The organism is Gorillibacterium terrae (assembly GCF_051594785.1).
Classification (GTDB): Bacteria; Bacillota; Bacilli; order Paenibacillales; family NBRC-103111; genus Gorillibacterium.
This window is the reverse complement of the sequence record NZ_JBPPGI010000003.1, coordinates 1-15,272: the sequence shown is the minus strand read 5'-3', so window position 1 is coordinate 15,272 and position 15,272 is coordinate 1. Positions and strand designations below refer to the sequence as shown.

Annotated in this window: 13 protein-coding genes and 1 pseudogene; 8 read left to right on the top strand and 6 right to left on the bottom strand. The window is 56.0% G+C overall.

Annotated features, from left to right (window positions below; genetic code table 11):
* Nucleotides 1–22 precede the first annotated feature (22 nt).
* From ACSEXS_RS12700 to ACSEXS_RS12675, 6 genes and pseudogenes are all read right to left on the bottom strand, one after another.
* Complete coding sequence (locus ACSEXS_RS12700) at nt 23–1,639, bottom strand: hypothetical protein (RefSeq protein ID WP_438433608.1); 1,617 nt, start codon at nt 1,637–1,639, stop codon at nt 23–25.
* A complete protein-coding gene (locus ACSEXS_RS12695) occupies nt 1,626–1,910 on the bottom strand; it encodes an SdpI family protein (protein ID WP_438433607.1) in 285 nt (94 codons plus the stop codon). The genes ACSEXS_RS12700 and ACSEXS_RS12695 overlap by 14 nt, the downstream gene beginning before the upstream one ends.
* A gap of 130 nt (nt 1,911–2,040) precedes the next feature.
* Nucleotides 2,041–2,184, bottom strand: a complete 144-nt coding sequence (locus ACSEXS_RS12690; RefSeq protein ID WP_438433606.1) for a hypothetical protein — start codon at nt 2,182–2,184, stop codon at nt 2,041–2,043.
* Nucleotides 2,185–2,220: 36 nt separating this feature from the next.
* Nucleotides 2,221–3,282: a radical SAM/SPASM domain-containing protein gene (locus ACSEXS_RS12685; RefSeq protein ID WP_438433605.1), complete on the bottom strand. Its 1,062-nt coding sequence runs from the start codon at nt 3,280–3,282 to the stop codon at nt 2,221–2,223.
* Nucleotides 3,283–3,292: 10 nt separating this feature from the next.
* Complete coding sequence (locus ACSEXS_RS12680) at nt 3,293–3,811, bottom strand: hypothetical protein (RefSeq protein ID WP_438434054.1); 519 nt, start codon at nt 3,809–3,811, stop codon at nt 3,293–3,295.
* A gap of 39 nt (nt 3,812–3,850) precedes the next feature.
* Nucleotides 3,851–4,045: pseudogene (locus ACSEXS_RS12675) on the bottom strand (PqqD family protein); the annotation flags it as partial.
* A gap of 825 nt (nt 4,046–4,870) precedes the next feature.
* Between ACSEXS_RS12675 and dnaA the strand changes: the two are divergent.
* The 8 genes from dnaA to ACSEXS_RS12635 all read left to right on the top strand — a co-directional run bounded on the left by dnaA (nt 4,871) and on the right by ACSEXS_RS12635 (nt 14,984).
* Nucleotides 4,871–6,235, top strand: coding sequence for a chromosomal replication initiator protein DnaA (dnaA, locus tag ACSEXS_RS12670; protein ID WP_438433604.1), 1,365 nt, complete (start codon nt 4,871–4,873; stop codon nt 6,233–6,235).
* Between the two features lie 219 nt (nt 6,236–6,454).
* Nucleotides 6,455–7,597 carry a DNA polymerase III subunit beta gene (gene dnaN, locus ACSEXS_RS12665; protein WP_438433603.1) on the top strand — a complete coding sequence of 381 codons (1,143 nt, stop codon included), beginning with the start codon at nt 6,455–6,457 and terminating at the stop codon, nt 7,595–7,597.
* An 8-nt stretch (nt 7,598–7,605) separates the two neighbouring features.
* Nucleotides 7,606–7,824 (top strand): S4 domain-containing protein YaaA, encoded by a 219-nt coding sequence (yaaA, locus tag ACSEXS_RS12660; RefSeq protein WP_438433602.1) that lies wholly within the window; start codon nt 7,606–7,608, stop codon nt 7,822–7,824.
* Nucleotides 7,824–8,942 (top strand): DNA replication/repair protein RecF, encoded by a 1,119-nt coding sequence (gene recF, locus ACSEXS_RS12655; RefSeq protein ID WP_438433601.1) that lies wholly within the window; start codon nt 7,824–7,826, stop codon nt 8,940–8,942. Before yaaA ends, recF begins: the two co-directional genes overlap by 1 nt.
* A gap of 33 nt (nt 8,943–8,975) precedes the next feature.
* Nucleotides 8,976–9,224: an extracellular matrix regulator RemB gene (gene remB, locus ACSEXS_RS12650; RefSeq protein WP_438433600.1), complete on the top strand. Its 249-nt coding sequence runs from the start codon at nt 8,976–8,978 to the stop codon at nt 9,222–9,224.
* Nucleotides 9,225–9,291: 67 nt separating this feature from the next.
* Nucleotides 9,292–11,211, top strand: a complete 1,920-nt coding sequence (gene gyrB / locus ACSEXS_RS12645) for a DNA topoisomerase (ATP-hydrolyzing) subunit B (protein ID WP_438433599.1) — start codon at nt 9,292–9,294, stop codon at nt 11,209–11,211.
* Nucleotides 11,212–11,345: 134 nt separating this feature from the next.
* Entirely contained in the window at nt 11,346–13,808 is a 2,463-nt protein-coding gene (gene gyrA, locus ACSEXS_RS12640) for a DNA gyrase subunit A (protein ID WP_438433598.1), read from the top strand.
* A gap of 102 nt (nt 13,809–13,910) precedes the next feature.
* Nucleotides 13,911–14,984, top strand: a complete 1,074-nt coding sequence (locus ACSEXS_RS12635; RefSeq protein ID WP_438433597.1) for an HD-GYP domain-containing protein — start codon at nt 13,911–13,913, stop codon at nt 14,982–14,984.
* Nucleotides 14,985–15,272 lie beyond the last annotated feature (288 nt).

Here is a 15,272-nt window from a genome sequence, read left to right as displayed (position 1 = left end):
CGTCATCCCTTCTTTATCGGCCTCAAGACGAAGGAAGAATTCGTTTGAACCAGGCTTCCCCCTTGGCCTGCACAAGCCAGGCCAGCGCCAGAAGACCGGCGGCGGGGAAGCCGATGCCAATCCCTGCCGCAGCCGGAATCGAGAGCGCATAACGAAAGGCGAGAAAAAACAATCCGCCGGCAACGCCGATGGCCGCCAGGCTTACGAGGAAGATGTTCAGGTTATGCTTCACCAGCGCGGCTTCGCTGTTCCAGTCCAGGTAAGGATTGCCCAAGTCCACCAGTACGCCGAGCAGAGCGCCCAGCATTCCCATCAGACCAAGCAACAGGTACGAAAGCAGCCAGACCTGCCAGGCGGGCCCGGCGAGCCATAGGATCGCCGTCAGGAGAACCAGCGCCGGCGCATCCAGGAGAATGGCGCAGGACAGCGCGCGCAGCCAAATCTGCTTGCCGTATGCCATCGGAATCTGCTTGAAGAATGCAACCTGCCCCCCGTCTTTGGAGATCGAGACGGCGGCCGAATAGTTTTGGCCCACCTGCAAGTAAATAACCCCGGCCACGAACAGCAGCAAACTTCCGTCCCAGCGGCTTTTCAGGACCGTCAGGTTCGGCAGGACATGAAGAAGCTCGCTCTTGCTCCACCACAGCACCGCAAGCACCAAAACAGGCCATAGGGCATTCTTCACCAGACATTGAATCAAGAAGACCGGGTTTCGTGCGATCGCCCGGCATTCGCTCAGAAGATAGGCCGTCTCCGAACGATGGGTCCGAACTCCCCTCGCCCTTTGCCGCCGGCCGCCCGCCGCTTCCGAGGAGCTTAAGCCGCCCCTTACGCCCCGGTAATAGAGTTTCTCGCCGACTGCGGCAAAGACCGTGAGCGAGACTGCGGCGGCAAGCACCAGGAGCAGGAGATCGATCGGATTGGCATAATGAAAGAAGAGGCGATCCAAAAAACGCACCAGCAAGCTCCGGCGAGGAACCTCCGCAGAGGCCAAGACGGCGCGAAACGCCTGTCGGACGAGAAAAGGGGTCGCCGCCAAAAAGGCGTAAAGGACAAATTGGAGCAGCCGTTTGTACCGGCTCAGATTGATCGCCCTCATGACCAAGAACGCAAACAGAGACAGCACAACCAAGGGCACGACCGGCAGCAGCGCGCTCGCCAGCAAGCCGTTCAGATAGAAGCCTGCGGCGGGAAAATGCTGCGCTCCGTAGAATCCCATAAAGGTGCCGATTCCGAGCAGAAAGATCAGCCATTGCCCCACCCATACATAGAACAAGTGGGACAGGAGAAGCTCCCTCGGCCGAATCGGCAGGGGCAGATAGAAGGCGATGTCTTTGGAAAAGTAAAACGAAGAAAGCACATGAAACAAGCCGAGCACCAACAGTTGCCCGAGCAAACTGGCGATCAGCAGGTCCAGGACCCGGCTTTCCAATCCCAGGGTTGCGACTTCTTGATAGAAGCGCTGAAGCTGTGTACCGAGCAGCGTCCGCAGGATAAATGCCACACCGGCGAGAAGAGCCAGAGCGGTGACGGCAAAATGCTTCTGGCTGACTTTCTCGTAGATCCGGCTGTTCTTGAATTGGATCACGATCAGTTGCTTGACCTTCCTCGCTTCGAAAGACTCTTTACAGATTGGCATAAAGAATAACCAAATCCACGGCCAAAAAAACGGCATTCAGAATGATGATTCTCAGGTCCGATTTTTTCGACCATTTCAAATAGATGGCAATCACGAGCTGAATCGCCGGCACCAGAAAAAGAAACAAGGACTTGTCGACGTAATTGACGAGCTTGCCTGAATTCGTCTGGAGTCCGACCTGCTCCGGCAACGAAGAATAAAATGCCCCATTCAGGATGAGCGTTCCCAGGATGAGCGCCACCCAGACCCACATTGCCTTGATCTTCTTCATTTAACCCTACCCTCTTCTTGTCCGTATGGTCTTAAGAAACGCGAAAATAAGCGGGGCGGTTAGGTAGAGAGCCGGATAAGAGCGAAGCTGCCCCGCTATACGTTCGTGTCTTCCTAACAGTGGGTCCATCCTAGATCACCACTTCGATTCCGATGGCGGCAACCGCCGCAATGACATATGCGGCTCCCAGAGCAACCGTGTCTAGCCACAGCCAATTGGACTGCGGTTCATTTCCTCCGCCCAAGCTGGAGACGCTCGGCTTTACATAGCTCATACCTTCACCCCCTCTCCTAAAGTATGGAAGAAGAGGTTAAGCTTCTTGCAGCTGCAGCAGCCTAAGATCATTCAGGTCATGCTCCAGCATATCCAGATAGAGGTCTCCATCCTTCCATGCAACGGGGAGTCCCTGATCGTTTCCCTTCATATCCTCCATGCACAGCAGCGTTTTCGCAAACTCGTTCGGAATGGCCTTCTCCCAGATCCGTCCCAGCCCGGCATTCCAATATTCGCTTAAGGGATGACGGCGGACATTTCCGACGATGAGCGGCAGATAGGCGGATACGGCGATATCTCCGTTGGCCCTGACGACGCAATGGTTGACGCAACGATTGATCTTTTTGCGGTAGCGGATCAGGTGGTCAATGGGATCTCCCCATTGAATCGTAACCGAGGACGAAGCGTTATCCGCCGTCAGATGATTGATCTCCCGGACGAGTCGCCGGTACTGGTCCTCCGTCGGCTTGATGGATTCTTCGTTGTCATCCGCCCTTCCGATCGGCATGAGCGGCTGGCATCGGAGTTCCCCTGTAACGCCGACCTCCTTCAGCATCCGGTAAACGTCGGTAAATTCCTCAATGTTGAACGAAGTGGGCGTGAAGGCGACGGAGCAATACATGCCCAGCTCCTTCAGGAGATGAAGCGCTTCGATCACCTTTTCGTAAGCTCCTTGCTTGTTCCTCAACCGATCGTGCGAGGCGGCGCGAGCGCCGTCAATGCTCAGCTGAAGACGGTCGATGCCGCTTTCCTTGAGGCGGCTTGCCGTGTCTCGATCCAGCAGCAAGCCGTTCGTGACGAGCGAGACGGTATTTACGCCCTTGGCTTTGAGGCGTTCCGCCGCGCGATAGACGAGATTTTTACGAAGCAGGGTCTCGCCGCCGCAAAAGCAAAAATTGAACAATCGCATCTCGGCTGCGTCGTCGATGAACGCCATGACCTGCTCATCCGTCAATTCTTTCCTCGAAACGGCGTTCTCCCCGCTGTTGTTGTAGCAATGCAGGCAGCGCAGGTTGCATTTGTTGGTGATATCGAAGGCGATCTGATGGGGCCCTACCAAAAAATCGGCTGCTTGGTCGATCAGCGAAAACGAATCCACGGGGTTCACCTCAATATAGGTAGCTTACAATTTCAATGTCGTGATGATAGATTTCCTGTTTGAAAATCCCTTCCTTGCTGAACTCCATCTGCTCGAGCAGCTCGGTAATCCGGTCGTGCTTTTGCAGGATGCCATGGAATTTGATCTTGCTTACATCCCAAACCGCGATCTCCGGAAGCACTTCCTTGACCATTCCCCAAGCGGCCTCCAGATAAGCCTCATCCAGAGAAAGCAAGCCGAACGAACAGCTCGTCGATTTCTTTTGCGTCGGCAGCAGCACCGAGACGACTCCCTTCACCCGATTCTCGTTGTCCTTCAACAGAAAGAATTCCTCGGAGTAATTGAACAGCTTGGCCCGGTAGAGAAGCTCATCGGAGTACTCGTTGTCGTCCCGCAGAGGATTCATGTAGGAGAGAGCATTTTGGTAAAAGGATGGGGAGTGAATAAATTGAATTAAGGTGCGAATATCCTCTTCCCCTGCCAGCGCAAGCGAATAACCGTCGGCCAACCTGACCTCTTTTGTCGTCATAAACGGGTTGCCTTCCTTTCCCCAATCGATAAGTCCGTTTTTAGAAAAAGTAAACAAGATCTCTTGTACGTCATTCTCGATTTCTGCGAGCTCCACATCCGGATAGAGGCTGTGAAGGCGGCCGCTGACCTCCTGCGGCGCAAGACAGCTATCGCAAAGCCGAAGGATGAACATGGCTGTCGGATTGATCAAAATTTCACCCAGAAAGACAGCTTTCCTCGAATGGCATGACACATATCCTTCCTTCTCTTCACGCAAAAAGCTGACATTCGAGGAATTGAACCAAGGTCGGGCTTGTTGATACTTTTCAAAAGCGACTTCTCCTGCCTCTTTTACAAACACGAACCCCCACCCTTTCCATTCCTTCTGCTACTGGAATACATGCTATGGAGTATATTCCCAAAAAGTAGAAGCCTATGTGACGGATATCATACTTTTATTTCCTTTTCGTCAAAATAAATCAAGCGTTTGGGTCTGTCCTTTTTCCTGGGTTGGCCACCGCCGAAAATTCCCGATCATTCGATATGAAAGGATTGTTAACATCTTTTTCGGCATGACAAAAAGCTCCCTCTTCCTGAGAAGGGGAGCTTTTCGCTTTCCTCTGGCGTTTCTCGGTTTTTAAGGGGATGTGGGTAACTCGAAAGGGCCGTTTTGCACAGTTTGTCGACATGCGAACAGATTATTCACAATATGTAGTGCTGTGCACAATTTGGTCCCACTAGTTATGGGATTTGTGGATAAAAGATAAAATTCGTTGAAACGACAGGCTTTGTTTGATATATTATTATTACTTTAGGCTTGTGGATAGAACGGAAACCGGGGATAATTATACACATCCTGTGGATAAGTCTGTTAACAATTCTCCACGCTTCTTTATAAATGAACTCACATAGGATTATCCATGTGGATAATTCACCTCTGATTAAACGGCTCATGTCCTTATCTAACTGTCGGGCAAGGGCCGTTTGCGTCGTTCCTATCGGGATGCTGTCGAACTTTCTCCCTCCCTTCCGAAGGAGCTCTTTTTTTCTCTGCTTATTCAAAGGAGTGAATGTTGTAGTGGATCGTCAAGTCAACGACCTGTGGCAGCAGGTCCTGTCCGCCATTCAGACCCGTCTCAGCAAACCGAGCTTCGATACATGGCTCAAATCCACCAAGGCCAGCGTATTCACCGACCGGCTCTTGGTGATTTGCGCGCCGAACAACTTCGCCCGGGAATGGCTGGAATCCCGATACGCGAAGCTGATCGCCACCGCCGTATACGATACGCTCGGGCTTCAGGTCGAGGTCCAGTTCGTGCTGGAGGAGGAAGCGCAGTCGCTCGCCGCCGCCCAAGCGGCCGTCCCGGCGCCTGTGGCCGTCAAGCCCGCCGCGCAGGGCGAGGAGAACTTCGCCAACATGCTGAATCCCCGGTATACCTTCGATACCTTTGTCATCGGGGCGGGCAACCGGTTTGCTCATGCGGCGTCCTTGGCCGTGGCGGAGGATCCCGCCAATTCCTACAACCCTCTCTTCCTCTACGGCGGAGTGGGATTGGGCAAGACGCATCTGATGCACGCGATCGGCCATTATGTGCTTCAGCACAATCCGGCCGCGAAGGTGCTGTATATCTCCAGCGAGAAGTTCACCAACGAATTCATCAACGCGATTCGCGACAACCGGGGCGAGAGCTTCCGCAACAAATACCGCAGCATCGACGTTCTGCTGATCGACGACATCCAGTTTCTCGCCGGCAAGGAGCAGACGCAGGAGGAATTTTTTCATACCTTCAATGCTCTTCAGGAGGAACGCAAGCAGATCATCATCTCCAGCGACCGGCAGCCGAAAGAAATCCCCACCCTGGAGGAGCGCCTGCGCTCCCGGTTCGAGTGGGGCTTGATCACGGACATTCAGCCGCCCGACCTGGAGACGCGGATCGCCATTCTCCGCAAGAAAGCCAAGAGCGAGAACCTGGAAATTCCCAACGAGGCGATGGTCTACATCGCCAATCAGATCGATACCAACATCCGCGAGCTCGAGGGCGCGCTCATTCGCGTTGTCGCCTACTCGTCGATGATGAACGAGGACGTGACCGTGGCGCTGGCTGCCGACGCCTTGAAGGATATCATCCCGTCCAGCCGGCCGCGCGTGATTACCATACAGGATATCCAGCAGAAGGTCGGGGAATTTTACGGACTGCGCATGGAGGATTTCAAGGCGCGCAAACGGACGAAGGCGGTCGCCTTTCCGCGGCAGGTCGCCATGTACCTCTCCCGCGAGCTGACCGACTACTCCCTGCCCAAGATCGGCGAAGCCTTCGGCGGCCGCGATCACACGACGGTGATCCACGCCCACGAGAAAATTTCCATGAGCCTGCGCGAGGACCAGGAGCTGGCGCGCATTCTCCAGAACATCACCGACAAGATCAAACAAGCCGGTTTATAGGCTTGTCCGTCTGTGGATGACGCTTTTCTTTGTACACATTCTATTCACATGTGGATAGCGCGTTGCAGCTTGGCCTTTGCCACATATCCACATATTCAGGGGCCCTACTACGAATTCTAGTTATTATATACAATCTTAATAATAAAGAACCCGTCGAAACGAACCCTTGCCATCAATCTATGCAAGATACAGCGAAATCAGAACCGGAGGTTTTCCGAAGTGAAATTGTCCATTTTGAAAGAACACTTGAACGAATCCATCGGCCACGTCTCCAAAGCGATCACCAGCCGGTCGCCGATCCCCATCCTGAGCGGCATTAAATTCGATGCGAACGAGGAAGGCGTACGCCTGACGGCAAGCGACGCCGACATCACCATCCAGTCCTTCATACCGGCGGAAAAAGACGGCGTGCAGGTTATTCGTTTGGACCAGGCGGGCAGCGTCGTGCTTCCGGCCAAATTCTTCGGCGAAATTATCAAGAAGCTCCCCTCGAACGAAATCGAAATTGAGATCCGCCCCCCCTTCCATGCCACCATCCGTTCCGGCGGCTCGGAAGTGCAGATGGTCGGCCTCGATCCGGAGGAATATCCCCAACTGCCGCTGATCGAGGAGAAGAAGATCGTCTCCGTGCCGAGCGATCTGCTGAAGACGATGATCCGGCAGACCTCCTACGCCGTCTCCACCAGCGAGACCACCCCGATTCTGACCGGCGTGCTGTGCAGCCTGGACGAGAACGGACTCAAGTTCATCTCCTGCGACCGCCATCGCCTGGCTCAGCGGGAGACGCCGCTTGCCGCCGGGGAGGAGCAGTATTTCCGCAGTGTGGTCATTTCCGGCAAGACGCTGAACGAGCTCTCCAAGGTGCTGCCGGACGAGAACGCGCTGACGGATATCGTTGTATCGGACAATCAAGTGCTGTTTCGCATGGACAATCTGCTGTTCTACAGCCGCCTCCTGGAAGGAACCTATCCCGACACCTCCAAGCTGATCCCGCAGCAGTTTCAGACGGAGATCACGGTGAGCAGCAAGCTGCTGACCGAGGCCATCGACCGGGCTTACCTCTTGTCCCGCGAAGAGAAGACGAACATCGTCAAGCTGATCATGAACGAAGACCAGACCCTGGAGATTTCCTCCAGCTCGAGCGAGCTCGGCAAGGTGACCGAGACCATTCCCGTCGAGCAGCTGAGCGGAAACCTGCTGAAGATTTCGTTTAACTCCAAATACATGCTGGAGGCGCTCCGCGTCCTCGACAGCGAAGGCGTCAAGCTCAGCTTCACCGGCGCGATGAGCCCGATCATTATCGAACCGCTCGGCGAGACGAAGGTGCTTCAGCTCATTCTGCCGTACCGGACGACGAATTGAGGATGCGTATGAGAACCGTTCCGATTCATACCGACTACATTACGCTCGGCCAATTCCTGAAGCTGACCGATTGCATCGATTCCGGCGGACAGGCGAAGCCCTTTTTGCAGGAGACGGCCATTCAAGTGAACGGAGAAGCGGAGAACCGCCGCGGGCGCAAGCTTGTGGACGGGGACCTCGTGCAGGTGGACGGCTTCGGGGAGTTCCGGATCGCGAGGCAGGGCTGATGTTCCTCAAAAAGCTCTCGCTTTCGCATTACCGGAACTACGAGCAGTTGACACTCGAGGTGACGAACGGGGTTAACCTGTTCGTAGGGCCGAACGCGCAGGGAAAGACCAACCTCCTGGAGGCCATCTACGTGCTGGCGCTGACCAAATCGCACCGGACCCATCAGGATCGCGAGCTGATCGGCTGGAACCGGGACGAGGCGGTCGTTTACGGGGAAGTGGATAAGAAATACGGAGCGGTCCAGCTCTCGCTCGCCCTTTCCAAGCAGGGAAAGAAGGCCCGCATCAACGGGCTGGAGCAGCGCCGCTTAAGTGAATTCATCGGCTCCTTCAACGTGGTCATGTTCGCGCCGGAGGATTTGGAAATCGTCAAGGGCGCCCCGGGAATCCGGCGGCGTTTTCTCGATATGGAGATCGGGCAGGTCTACCCCTCTTATCTATACGAGTCGATGCAGTACCAGAAGGTGCTTCAGCAGCGCAACAACTTCCTCAAGCAGGCCGACTTCGGCAAGGTCGACGAGAACCTGCTCGCCATCTGGGACGAACAGCTTGCGCGGCACGGTACTAAAATCATGAAAAAACGTCAAAGCTTTATAGAGAAGCTGCAAGGCTGGGCGGAGCGGATTCACTCCGGAATTACCGCCGGACAAGAGGAGCTGGTCATCGATTACAAGCCCTCTTTCGGCGAGGCAACGGAAGATGAATCTATTCTATTTGACAACTTTATGGTACAGTTAAACAAGGTGAGAAATCAGGATTTGCGCAGAGGAACGACCTTGATCGGCCCCCATCGGGACGACATGGTCTTTTCTATAAACGGCAAAGAGGCGCATGTCTTCGGCTCCCAAGGGCAGCAGCGAACCACCGCCTTGTCCCTCAAGCTGGCGGAGCTGGAGCTCATTCGCGAGGAAGCGGGAGAGTATCCGATCCTGCTGCTCGACGACGTGCTGTCCGAGCTGGACCGGAACCGGCAGACCCAGTTGATCGAGACCTTCCAGGACAAGGTGCAGACGTTTATCACGACGACCGGCACCGAGAGCATTGACGTGTCCAAATTGCAGGATGCCGCTGTTATTCATGTGAAGAACGGCGCGTTTGTGCTTGATAAGGAAACCTAAGACCCGCTTGGGCTTAAAGAGGGGGACGCCAGGGTGTACATCCATTTGGGCGGTGAACGCATTATCCGTTCGTCGGAGCTCATCGCTATCTTCGATTTGTCCATCGAGAAGAACTCGAAGATCTCGAAGCAATTCATCACCGAAGCGGCCAAAGAGAAAAAGATCGAGATCATCGGCGACGAGGAGTGCAAATCGCTCGTGGTGACCGTCGACAAGGTGTATTACTCTCCCATCTCGTCTGCGACGCTCAAAAAACGGGCGGTGCATCTGTCCGTCAATTGATGCGGTTCTTTTGAATACGAGGCCTTTTAAGTAGGCCGCATAAGATAAAAAAAGTAGGTGAAAGTCCATGAACGTTCAGCAAAATTCCTATGACGCAAGCAAAATCCAGGTGTTGGAGGGACTGGAAGCGGTCCGCAAGCGCCCGGGGATGTATATCGGTTCGACCAGTTCGCGGGGCTTGCACCATCTGGTATGGGAAGTCGTCGACAACAGCATCGACGAGGCGCTCGCCGGCGTCTGCGACAAGATCGACGTTCTCATCCACAAGGACAACAGCATCACCGTCACCGACAACGGCCGGGGTATTCCGGTCGGCGTTCAGGAGAAGATGCAGAAATCGGCGCTTGAGGTCGTGCTTACAGTGCTTCACGCCGGCGGCAAATTCGGCGGCGAGGATTCCGGCTACAAGGTGTCCGGCGGTCTGCACGGCGTCGGCATCTCCGTCGTCAACGCCCTTTCCGAGGTGCTCATCGCCCAGGTTCGTCAGAACGGCAACGTCTATCAGCAGGAATACCACCGCGGCGTTCCCCAGTACGATGTGAAGATCGTCGGCGAGACGGAAGAGACGGGGACGCAGATCACCTTCAAGCCGGATCCGGAGATTTTTCAGGAGACGACGGTCTACGAATACGACGTACTTCAGTCCCGGCTGCGGGAGCTGGCTTACCTCAACCGCGGCATCGAGATCAATCTCATTGACGAGCGTACCGACGTCACCCACACCTTCAAGTACGAGGGCGGCATCGTCTCCTTCGTCGAGCACTTGAACCAGAACCGCGAACCCCTCCACGAGGCAATCTACGTGAGCGGCAGCAAGGACGCGATCCAGGTCGAGATCTCCCTGCAGTACAATAACAGCTACAACGAGAACATCTTCTCGTTCTGCAATAATATTCACACCCATGAGGGCGGTACCCACGAGTCCGGCTTCAAGAGCGCGCTCACCCGGGTGCTCAACGATTACGCCCGCAAGAACGGCGTGTTGAAGGACAGTGACGGCAATCTGAGCGGCGAGGACGTCCGCGAAGGCATGACGGCGATCATCTCCGTGAAGGTGCCGGAGCCGCAGTTCGAGGGCCAGACCAAGACCAAGCTCGGCAACAGCGAGGTGCGCGGCATCGTCGAATCGATGTTCGCGGAGAAGCTCGATACGTTCCTCGGCGAGCACCCGGCCGTGGCCAAGCGTATCGTCGAGAAGGGCATCCAGGCTTCCCGCGCCCGTGAAGCGGCGCGCAAGGCCCGCGAACTGACCCGCCGCAAGAGCGCGCTTGAGGTCAGCTCGCTGCCCGGCAAGCTCGCCGACTGCTCGTCGCGCGACGCTTCGATCAGCGAGATGTTCATCGTCGAAGGTGACTCGGCCGGCGGTTCGGCCAAGCAAGGCCGCGACCGGCACTTCCAGGCTATCCTGCCTCTACGCGGCAAGATCCTGAACGTCGAGAAGGCGCGGCTCGACCGGATCCTCTCCAATCTGGAGATCCGGGCGATGATCACGGCGATCGGCACCGGTATCGGCGACGACTTCGATATCAGCAAGGCGCGGTACCAGAAGATCATCATCATGACCGACGCCGATGTCGACGGGGCGCACATCCGCACCCTGATGCTGACGTTCTTCTACCGGTACATGCGGAAGCTGATCGAGGCCGGCTATATCTACATCGCCCAGCCGCCGCTCTACAAGCTGGAGCGCAACAAGGTGGTCCGCTACGCTTACAACGACAAGCAGAAGGACCGGATCATGCTGGAGGAGTTTGGCAGTCTGGACGCCAAGGTCGCGATTCAGCGGTACAAAGGCCTCGGGGAAATGAACCCGGAACAGCTGTGGGAGACCACGATGGACCCGGCCAGCCGGTCGATGCTGCAGGTCAGCATCAACGATGCCATCGACGCCGACCGGATTCTCGATACGCTGATGGGCGACAACGTCGAACCGCGCCGTGAGTTTATCATCGCTCACGCCAAGCACGTGAAGAACCTGGACGTTTAACGGCCAGCCGGCGCAGCCCGGCCAGCCGGTTATCCGTTTGACCATACAGCACAGCGGCCGGGTCCCGTGAGCGGGACCCCCGCGCTGTTTAACGCGTTCATTCTGCTGGCAAGCTTGAAGGAGGGGTAACGATCATGGCGGAAGAGTTACATCCGCAAATCAGCGAACGGGACATCAGTTCGGAAATGCGCGAGTCCTTTATGGAATATGCGATGAGCATCATCGTCCAGCGTGCACTTCCGGATGTTCGCGACGGGTTGAAGCCGGTTCACCGGCGGATTCTCTATGCGATGTCCGAACTCGGCATGTCTCCGGACAAGCCCTACAAGAAGTCCGCGAGAATCGTCGGCGAAGTTATCGGCAAATACCACCCACACGGGGATTCGGCCGTTTACGAGACGATGGTGCGCATGGCGCAGGACTTCTCTCTGCGTTATCCGCTTGTCGACGGGCACGGCAACTTCGGTTCCATCGACGGCGACTCCGCTGCGGCAATGCGGTATACCGAAGCCCGTTTGTCCAAGATGGCCATGGAGCTTCTTCGCGACCTCAACAAGGAAACCGTCGACTTCATTCCCAACTACGATGGCGAGGAAATTCAGCCGGATGTGCTTCCCTCCCGTTTTCCCAACCTGCTGGTCAACGGCTCGTCGGGGATTGCCGTCGGGATGGCCACCAACATTCCGCCTCACAACCTCGGAGAAGTCATCGACGGCCTGAAGGCGCTGGTCGACAATCCGGAAATCACGCCGCTTGAGCTGATGCAATATATCAAAGGTCCGGACTTCCCGACCGGCGGTTACATTCTCGGCCGGGAAGGCATCAAGCAGGCCTATGCGACCGGTCGCGGGTCCGTCACCATGCGGGCCAAGGCCGAGATCGAGGAAGTCGGCGGCAAGGCGCGCATCATCGTCCACGAGCTGCCGTACCAGGTCATCAAGGCCCGGCTGATCTCCAATATCGCCGAGCTGGTCCGGGACAAGCGGATCGACGGCATCACCGATCTCCGCGACGAATCGGACCGCAACGGCATGCGCATCGTGATCGAGCTGCGCCGTGACGTCAACCCGAGCGTCGTGCTGAACAACCTGTACAAGCATACGGCGATGCAATCGAATTTCGGCATTATTCTGCTGGCTCTGGTCAACAAAGAAGCCCGAATTCTGACCCTCAAGGATATGCTCTATTATTATTTGGAGCACCAAAAGGAAGTCATTCGCCGCCGGACCGCCTTCGAGCTGAAAAAAGCCGAAGCGCGCGCCCATATCCTGCTTGGCTTGCGCATCGCGCTCGACCACCTGGACGAAGTCATCCAGCTGATCCGCACGTCCCCGACGACGGAAGTGGCGCGCGACGGCTTGATGAGCCGCTTCGACCTCAGCTTCGAGCAGGCGCAAGCGATCCTCGATATGCGCCTCGCCCGCCTCACCGGTCTGGAACGCGACAAGATCGAGGCCGAGTATGCCGAGCTGATGGAGCGCATCGCCGAGTACAAAGCCATTCTCGGCGACGAGAACCTGGTTCTCGATATCATCATGGAAGAGCTCGGCGAGATTCGCGACAAGTTTAACGACGAACGCCGGACGGAGATCACCGTCGGCGAGGATTCGATCCTCGACGAGGACCTCATCCCGCAGGAGGACGTTATCATCACCCTCAGCCACACCGGCTACGTCAAACGGCTGCCGGTCAACACCTACCGCTCGCAGAGGCGGGGCGGCCGCGGCGTGATCGGGATGGACACGAAGGAAGACGACTTCGTCGAGCATCTCTTCGTCTCCAACACCCACCAATACCTGATGTTCTTTACGGACAAGGGGAAGGCGTACCGGCTGAAGGCGTATGAGATTCCCGTGATGAGCCGGACCGCGCGGGGGACGCCGATCATCAACCTGCTCCAGATCGAGCAGGGCGAGAAGATTTCGGCGGTTATTCCGATTCCCGCCGATGAGAGCGAGAGCTACCTGTTCTTTGCGACCCGCGAGGGAATCGTCAAGAAGACGCCGCTCGACGACTACAAGTATATCCGCAAGGGCGGTTTGATCGCCGTACACCTGCGTGAAGAGGACCGCCTAGTCGGCGTGAAGCTGACCGACGGCAAGCAGGAGATCATCATGGGCACCCAGCAGGGCATGTCCATCCGTTTCCCAGAGCAGGACGTGCGTTCGATGGGACGGGCGGCTACCGGTGTTAAGGGGATCAGTATCGGCGAAGACGACGCCGTTATCTCGATGGACGTTGTAAGCGAGAACGACAGCGTGCTGATCGTCACCGCCAAGGGCTTCGGCAAGCGGACGCCGATGAGCGATTACCGCAGCCAGTCGCGCGGCGGCAAGGGCATCAAGACGCTCAATATCACGCCCAAGAACGGGTTGGTCGTCGGCCTGAACGTCGTCAAGGACGACGAGGACCTGATGATCATCACCACCCAGGGAACGATCATCCGCATGAGTATGGACGGCATCAATCTCATGGGCCGGAACACGCAGGGCGTCCGCTTGATCAACATCAAGGAGGACGACGAAGTGGCCACCGTATCGCGCGTGGAAAAGAGCGAGGATCCGGAGGATGCGGCGGAGGAAGAAAGCGAAATGTAAGGTGCAGAACGTTCAAAGGAGGGGCTTTTCCGCCCCTCCTTTTTGTTTTACAATAAATACCGAAGTCGAGAACGATTCGAGTGGAGCAAAGGGGCGAAAGATATGCAGACCGTTGGCGTTTCCCAGATCAAGCCGGGGAGCAGGCTTTCCGAAAATGTACTGACCCGTCGGGGAACGCTGCTGTTTGAAAAGGGCAGGACCGTAACGGAGACCGATAAGGAGGTTCTCCAAGCGTTTCTGATTCCCACCGTGCTGATTTACGATTCCACGGATCAAGAACGTGCAGCGGACCAAGCGGATGCCGAGGAGGGTTCCCCTACCCTGCAGGGAAGAGCGGATTTCGACGAAGCCTTCAGAGCGATGAGGGCGCTGCTGCGCAAGGTATTGCCGCTTCCTGCCGCCGGACAACCCCTGCCGATTCTCGAGCTTCGCAACAAGTTGATCGACTTGATTGAAGCCGCAGCGGACTATCATCCCCTCTTCTGCGACCCGGAGGCCGTTCGACATGAGGATTACCTGTACAATCACAGCATCTACGTCAGCTTAAGCTCTTACCTGCTTGCCAAGTGGCAGGGGTTATCCGAGAAAGACCTCGTGCCGGTAGCGCTGGCCGGACTTTTGCATGACATTGGGAAGTCTAAGCTGGATGGATCGATTCTGGAAAAGAAGGAAGCCCTCACCCCGGCCGACCGGGAGGAAATCCGCAAGCACCCTACTTATGGATATGTCCTGTTGAAAAACGTGCCGGCCATTAACGAAGGCGTCAAGCTGGCGGCGCTGCAGCACCATGAACGGGAAGACGGCAGCGGTTATCCGATGCGCGTAGCCGGCGATAAGATTCATCCCTATGCCAAGATTGTTGCCATCACCGACGTCTTTCACGCCATGACCAGCAACCGTTCCTACAAGCGTGCGGATTCTCCCTATTTGGTGCTGGAGGAGCTTCATCAGGAATCATTCGGCAAGCTGGAGCCCGCGCTCGTGAGAACCTTCATCGAGCGGATGACGCAATTCAGCAGCGGAACGCTGGTGAAGATCAACGACGGTCGGATTGGCGAGATCATCTTCACGGATCGGGCCAATCCGACGAGGCCGATGGTGAAGGTAGGCGATCGGATCGTGAATTTGACCCAGGAGAGGCAGTACTTTATCCGCGAGGTTGTAGCAGGTCTATAAAACCCAGTAATTGGATTTGACTCTATTCTATCGCCCGTGCTATATTTGTATTCCGCCTTCGAAAAGGCAACGCCTTTAAACGAAGCGCCGGAAAAAAAGTTTTAAAAAATGCTTGCTTTCCTGCTAGGCGATGTGATATATTATAAAGGTCGCCGCAAGAAAGCGACGCAAGAAAATGGTCCTTTGAAAACTGAACAACGAGTGGATAGGACGCAGAATTCGGGCTTCGGCTCGGAGGACGCACAAACAACACGCAAGTGTTAAGTAATGAGCTTAAGAGAACGATCT

Coding starts and splice junctions, on each gene's coding strand:
- ACSEXS_RS12695 (WP_438433607.1), bottom strand. CDS start 1,910: ATGAAGAAGATCAAGGCAATGTGGGTCTGGGTGGCGCTCATCCTGGGA.
- ACSEXS_RS12690 (WP_438433606.1), bottom strand. CDS start 2,184: ATGAGCTATGTAAAGCCGAGCGTCTCCAGCTTGGGCGGAGGAAATGAA.
- yaaA (WP_438433602.1), top strand. CDS start 7,606: ATGAGAACCGTTCCGATTCATACCGACTACATTACGCTCGGCCAATTC.
- recF (WP_438433601.1), top strand. CDS start 7,824: ATGTTCCTCAAAAAGCTCTCGCTTTCGCATTACCGGAACTACGAGCAG.
- gyrA (WP_438433598.1), top strand. CDS start 11,346: ATGGCGGAAGAGTTACATCCGCAAATCAGCGAACGGGACATCAGTTCG.
- ACSEXS_RS12680 (WP_438434054.1), bottom strand. CDS start 3,811: ATGACGACAAAAGAGGTCAGGTTGGCCGACGGTTATTCGCTTGCGCTG.
- ACSEXS_RS12700 (WP_438433608.1), bottom strand. CDS start 1,639: ATGCCAATCTGTAAAGAGTCTTTCGAAGCGAGGAAGGTCAAGCAACTG.
- ACSEXS_RS12635 (WP_438433597.1), top strand. CDS start 13,911: ATGCAGACCGTTGGCGTTTCCCAGATCAAGCCGGGGAGCAGGCTTTCC.
- gyrB (WP_438433599.1), top strand. CDS start 9,292: ATGAACGTTCAGCAAAATTCCTATGACGCAAGCAAAATCCAGGTGTTG.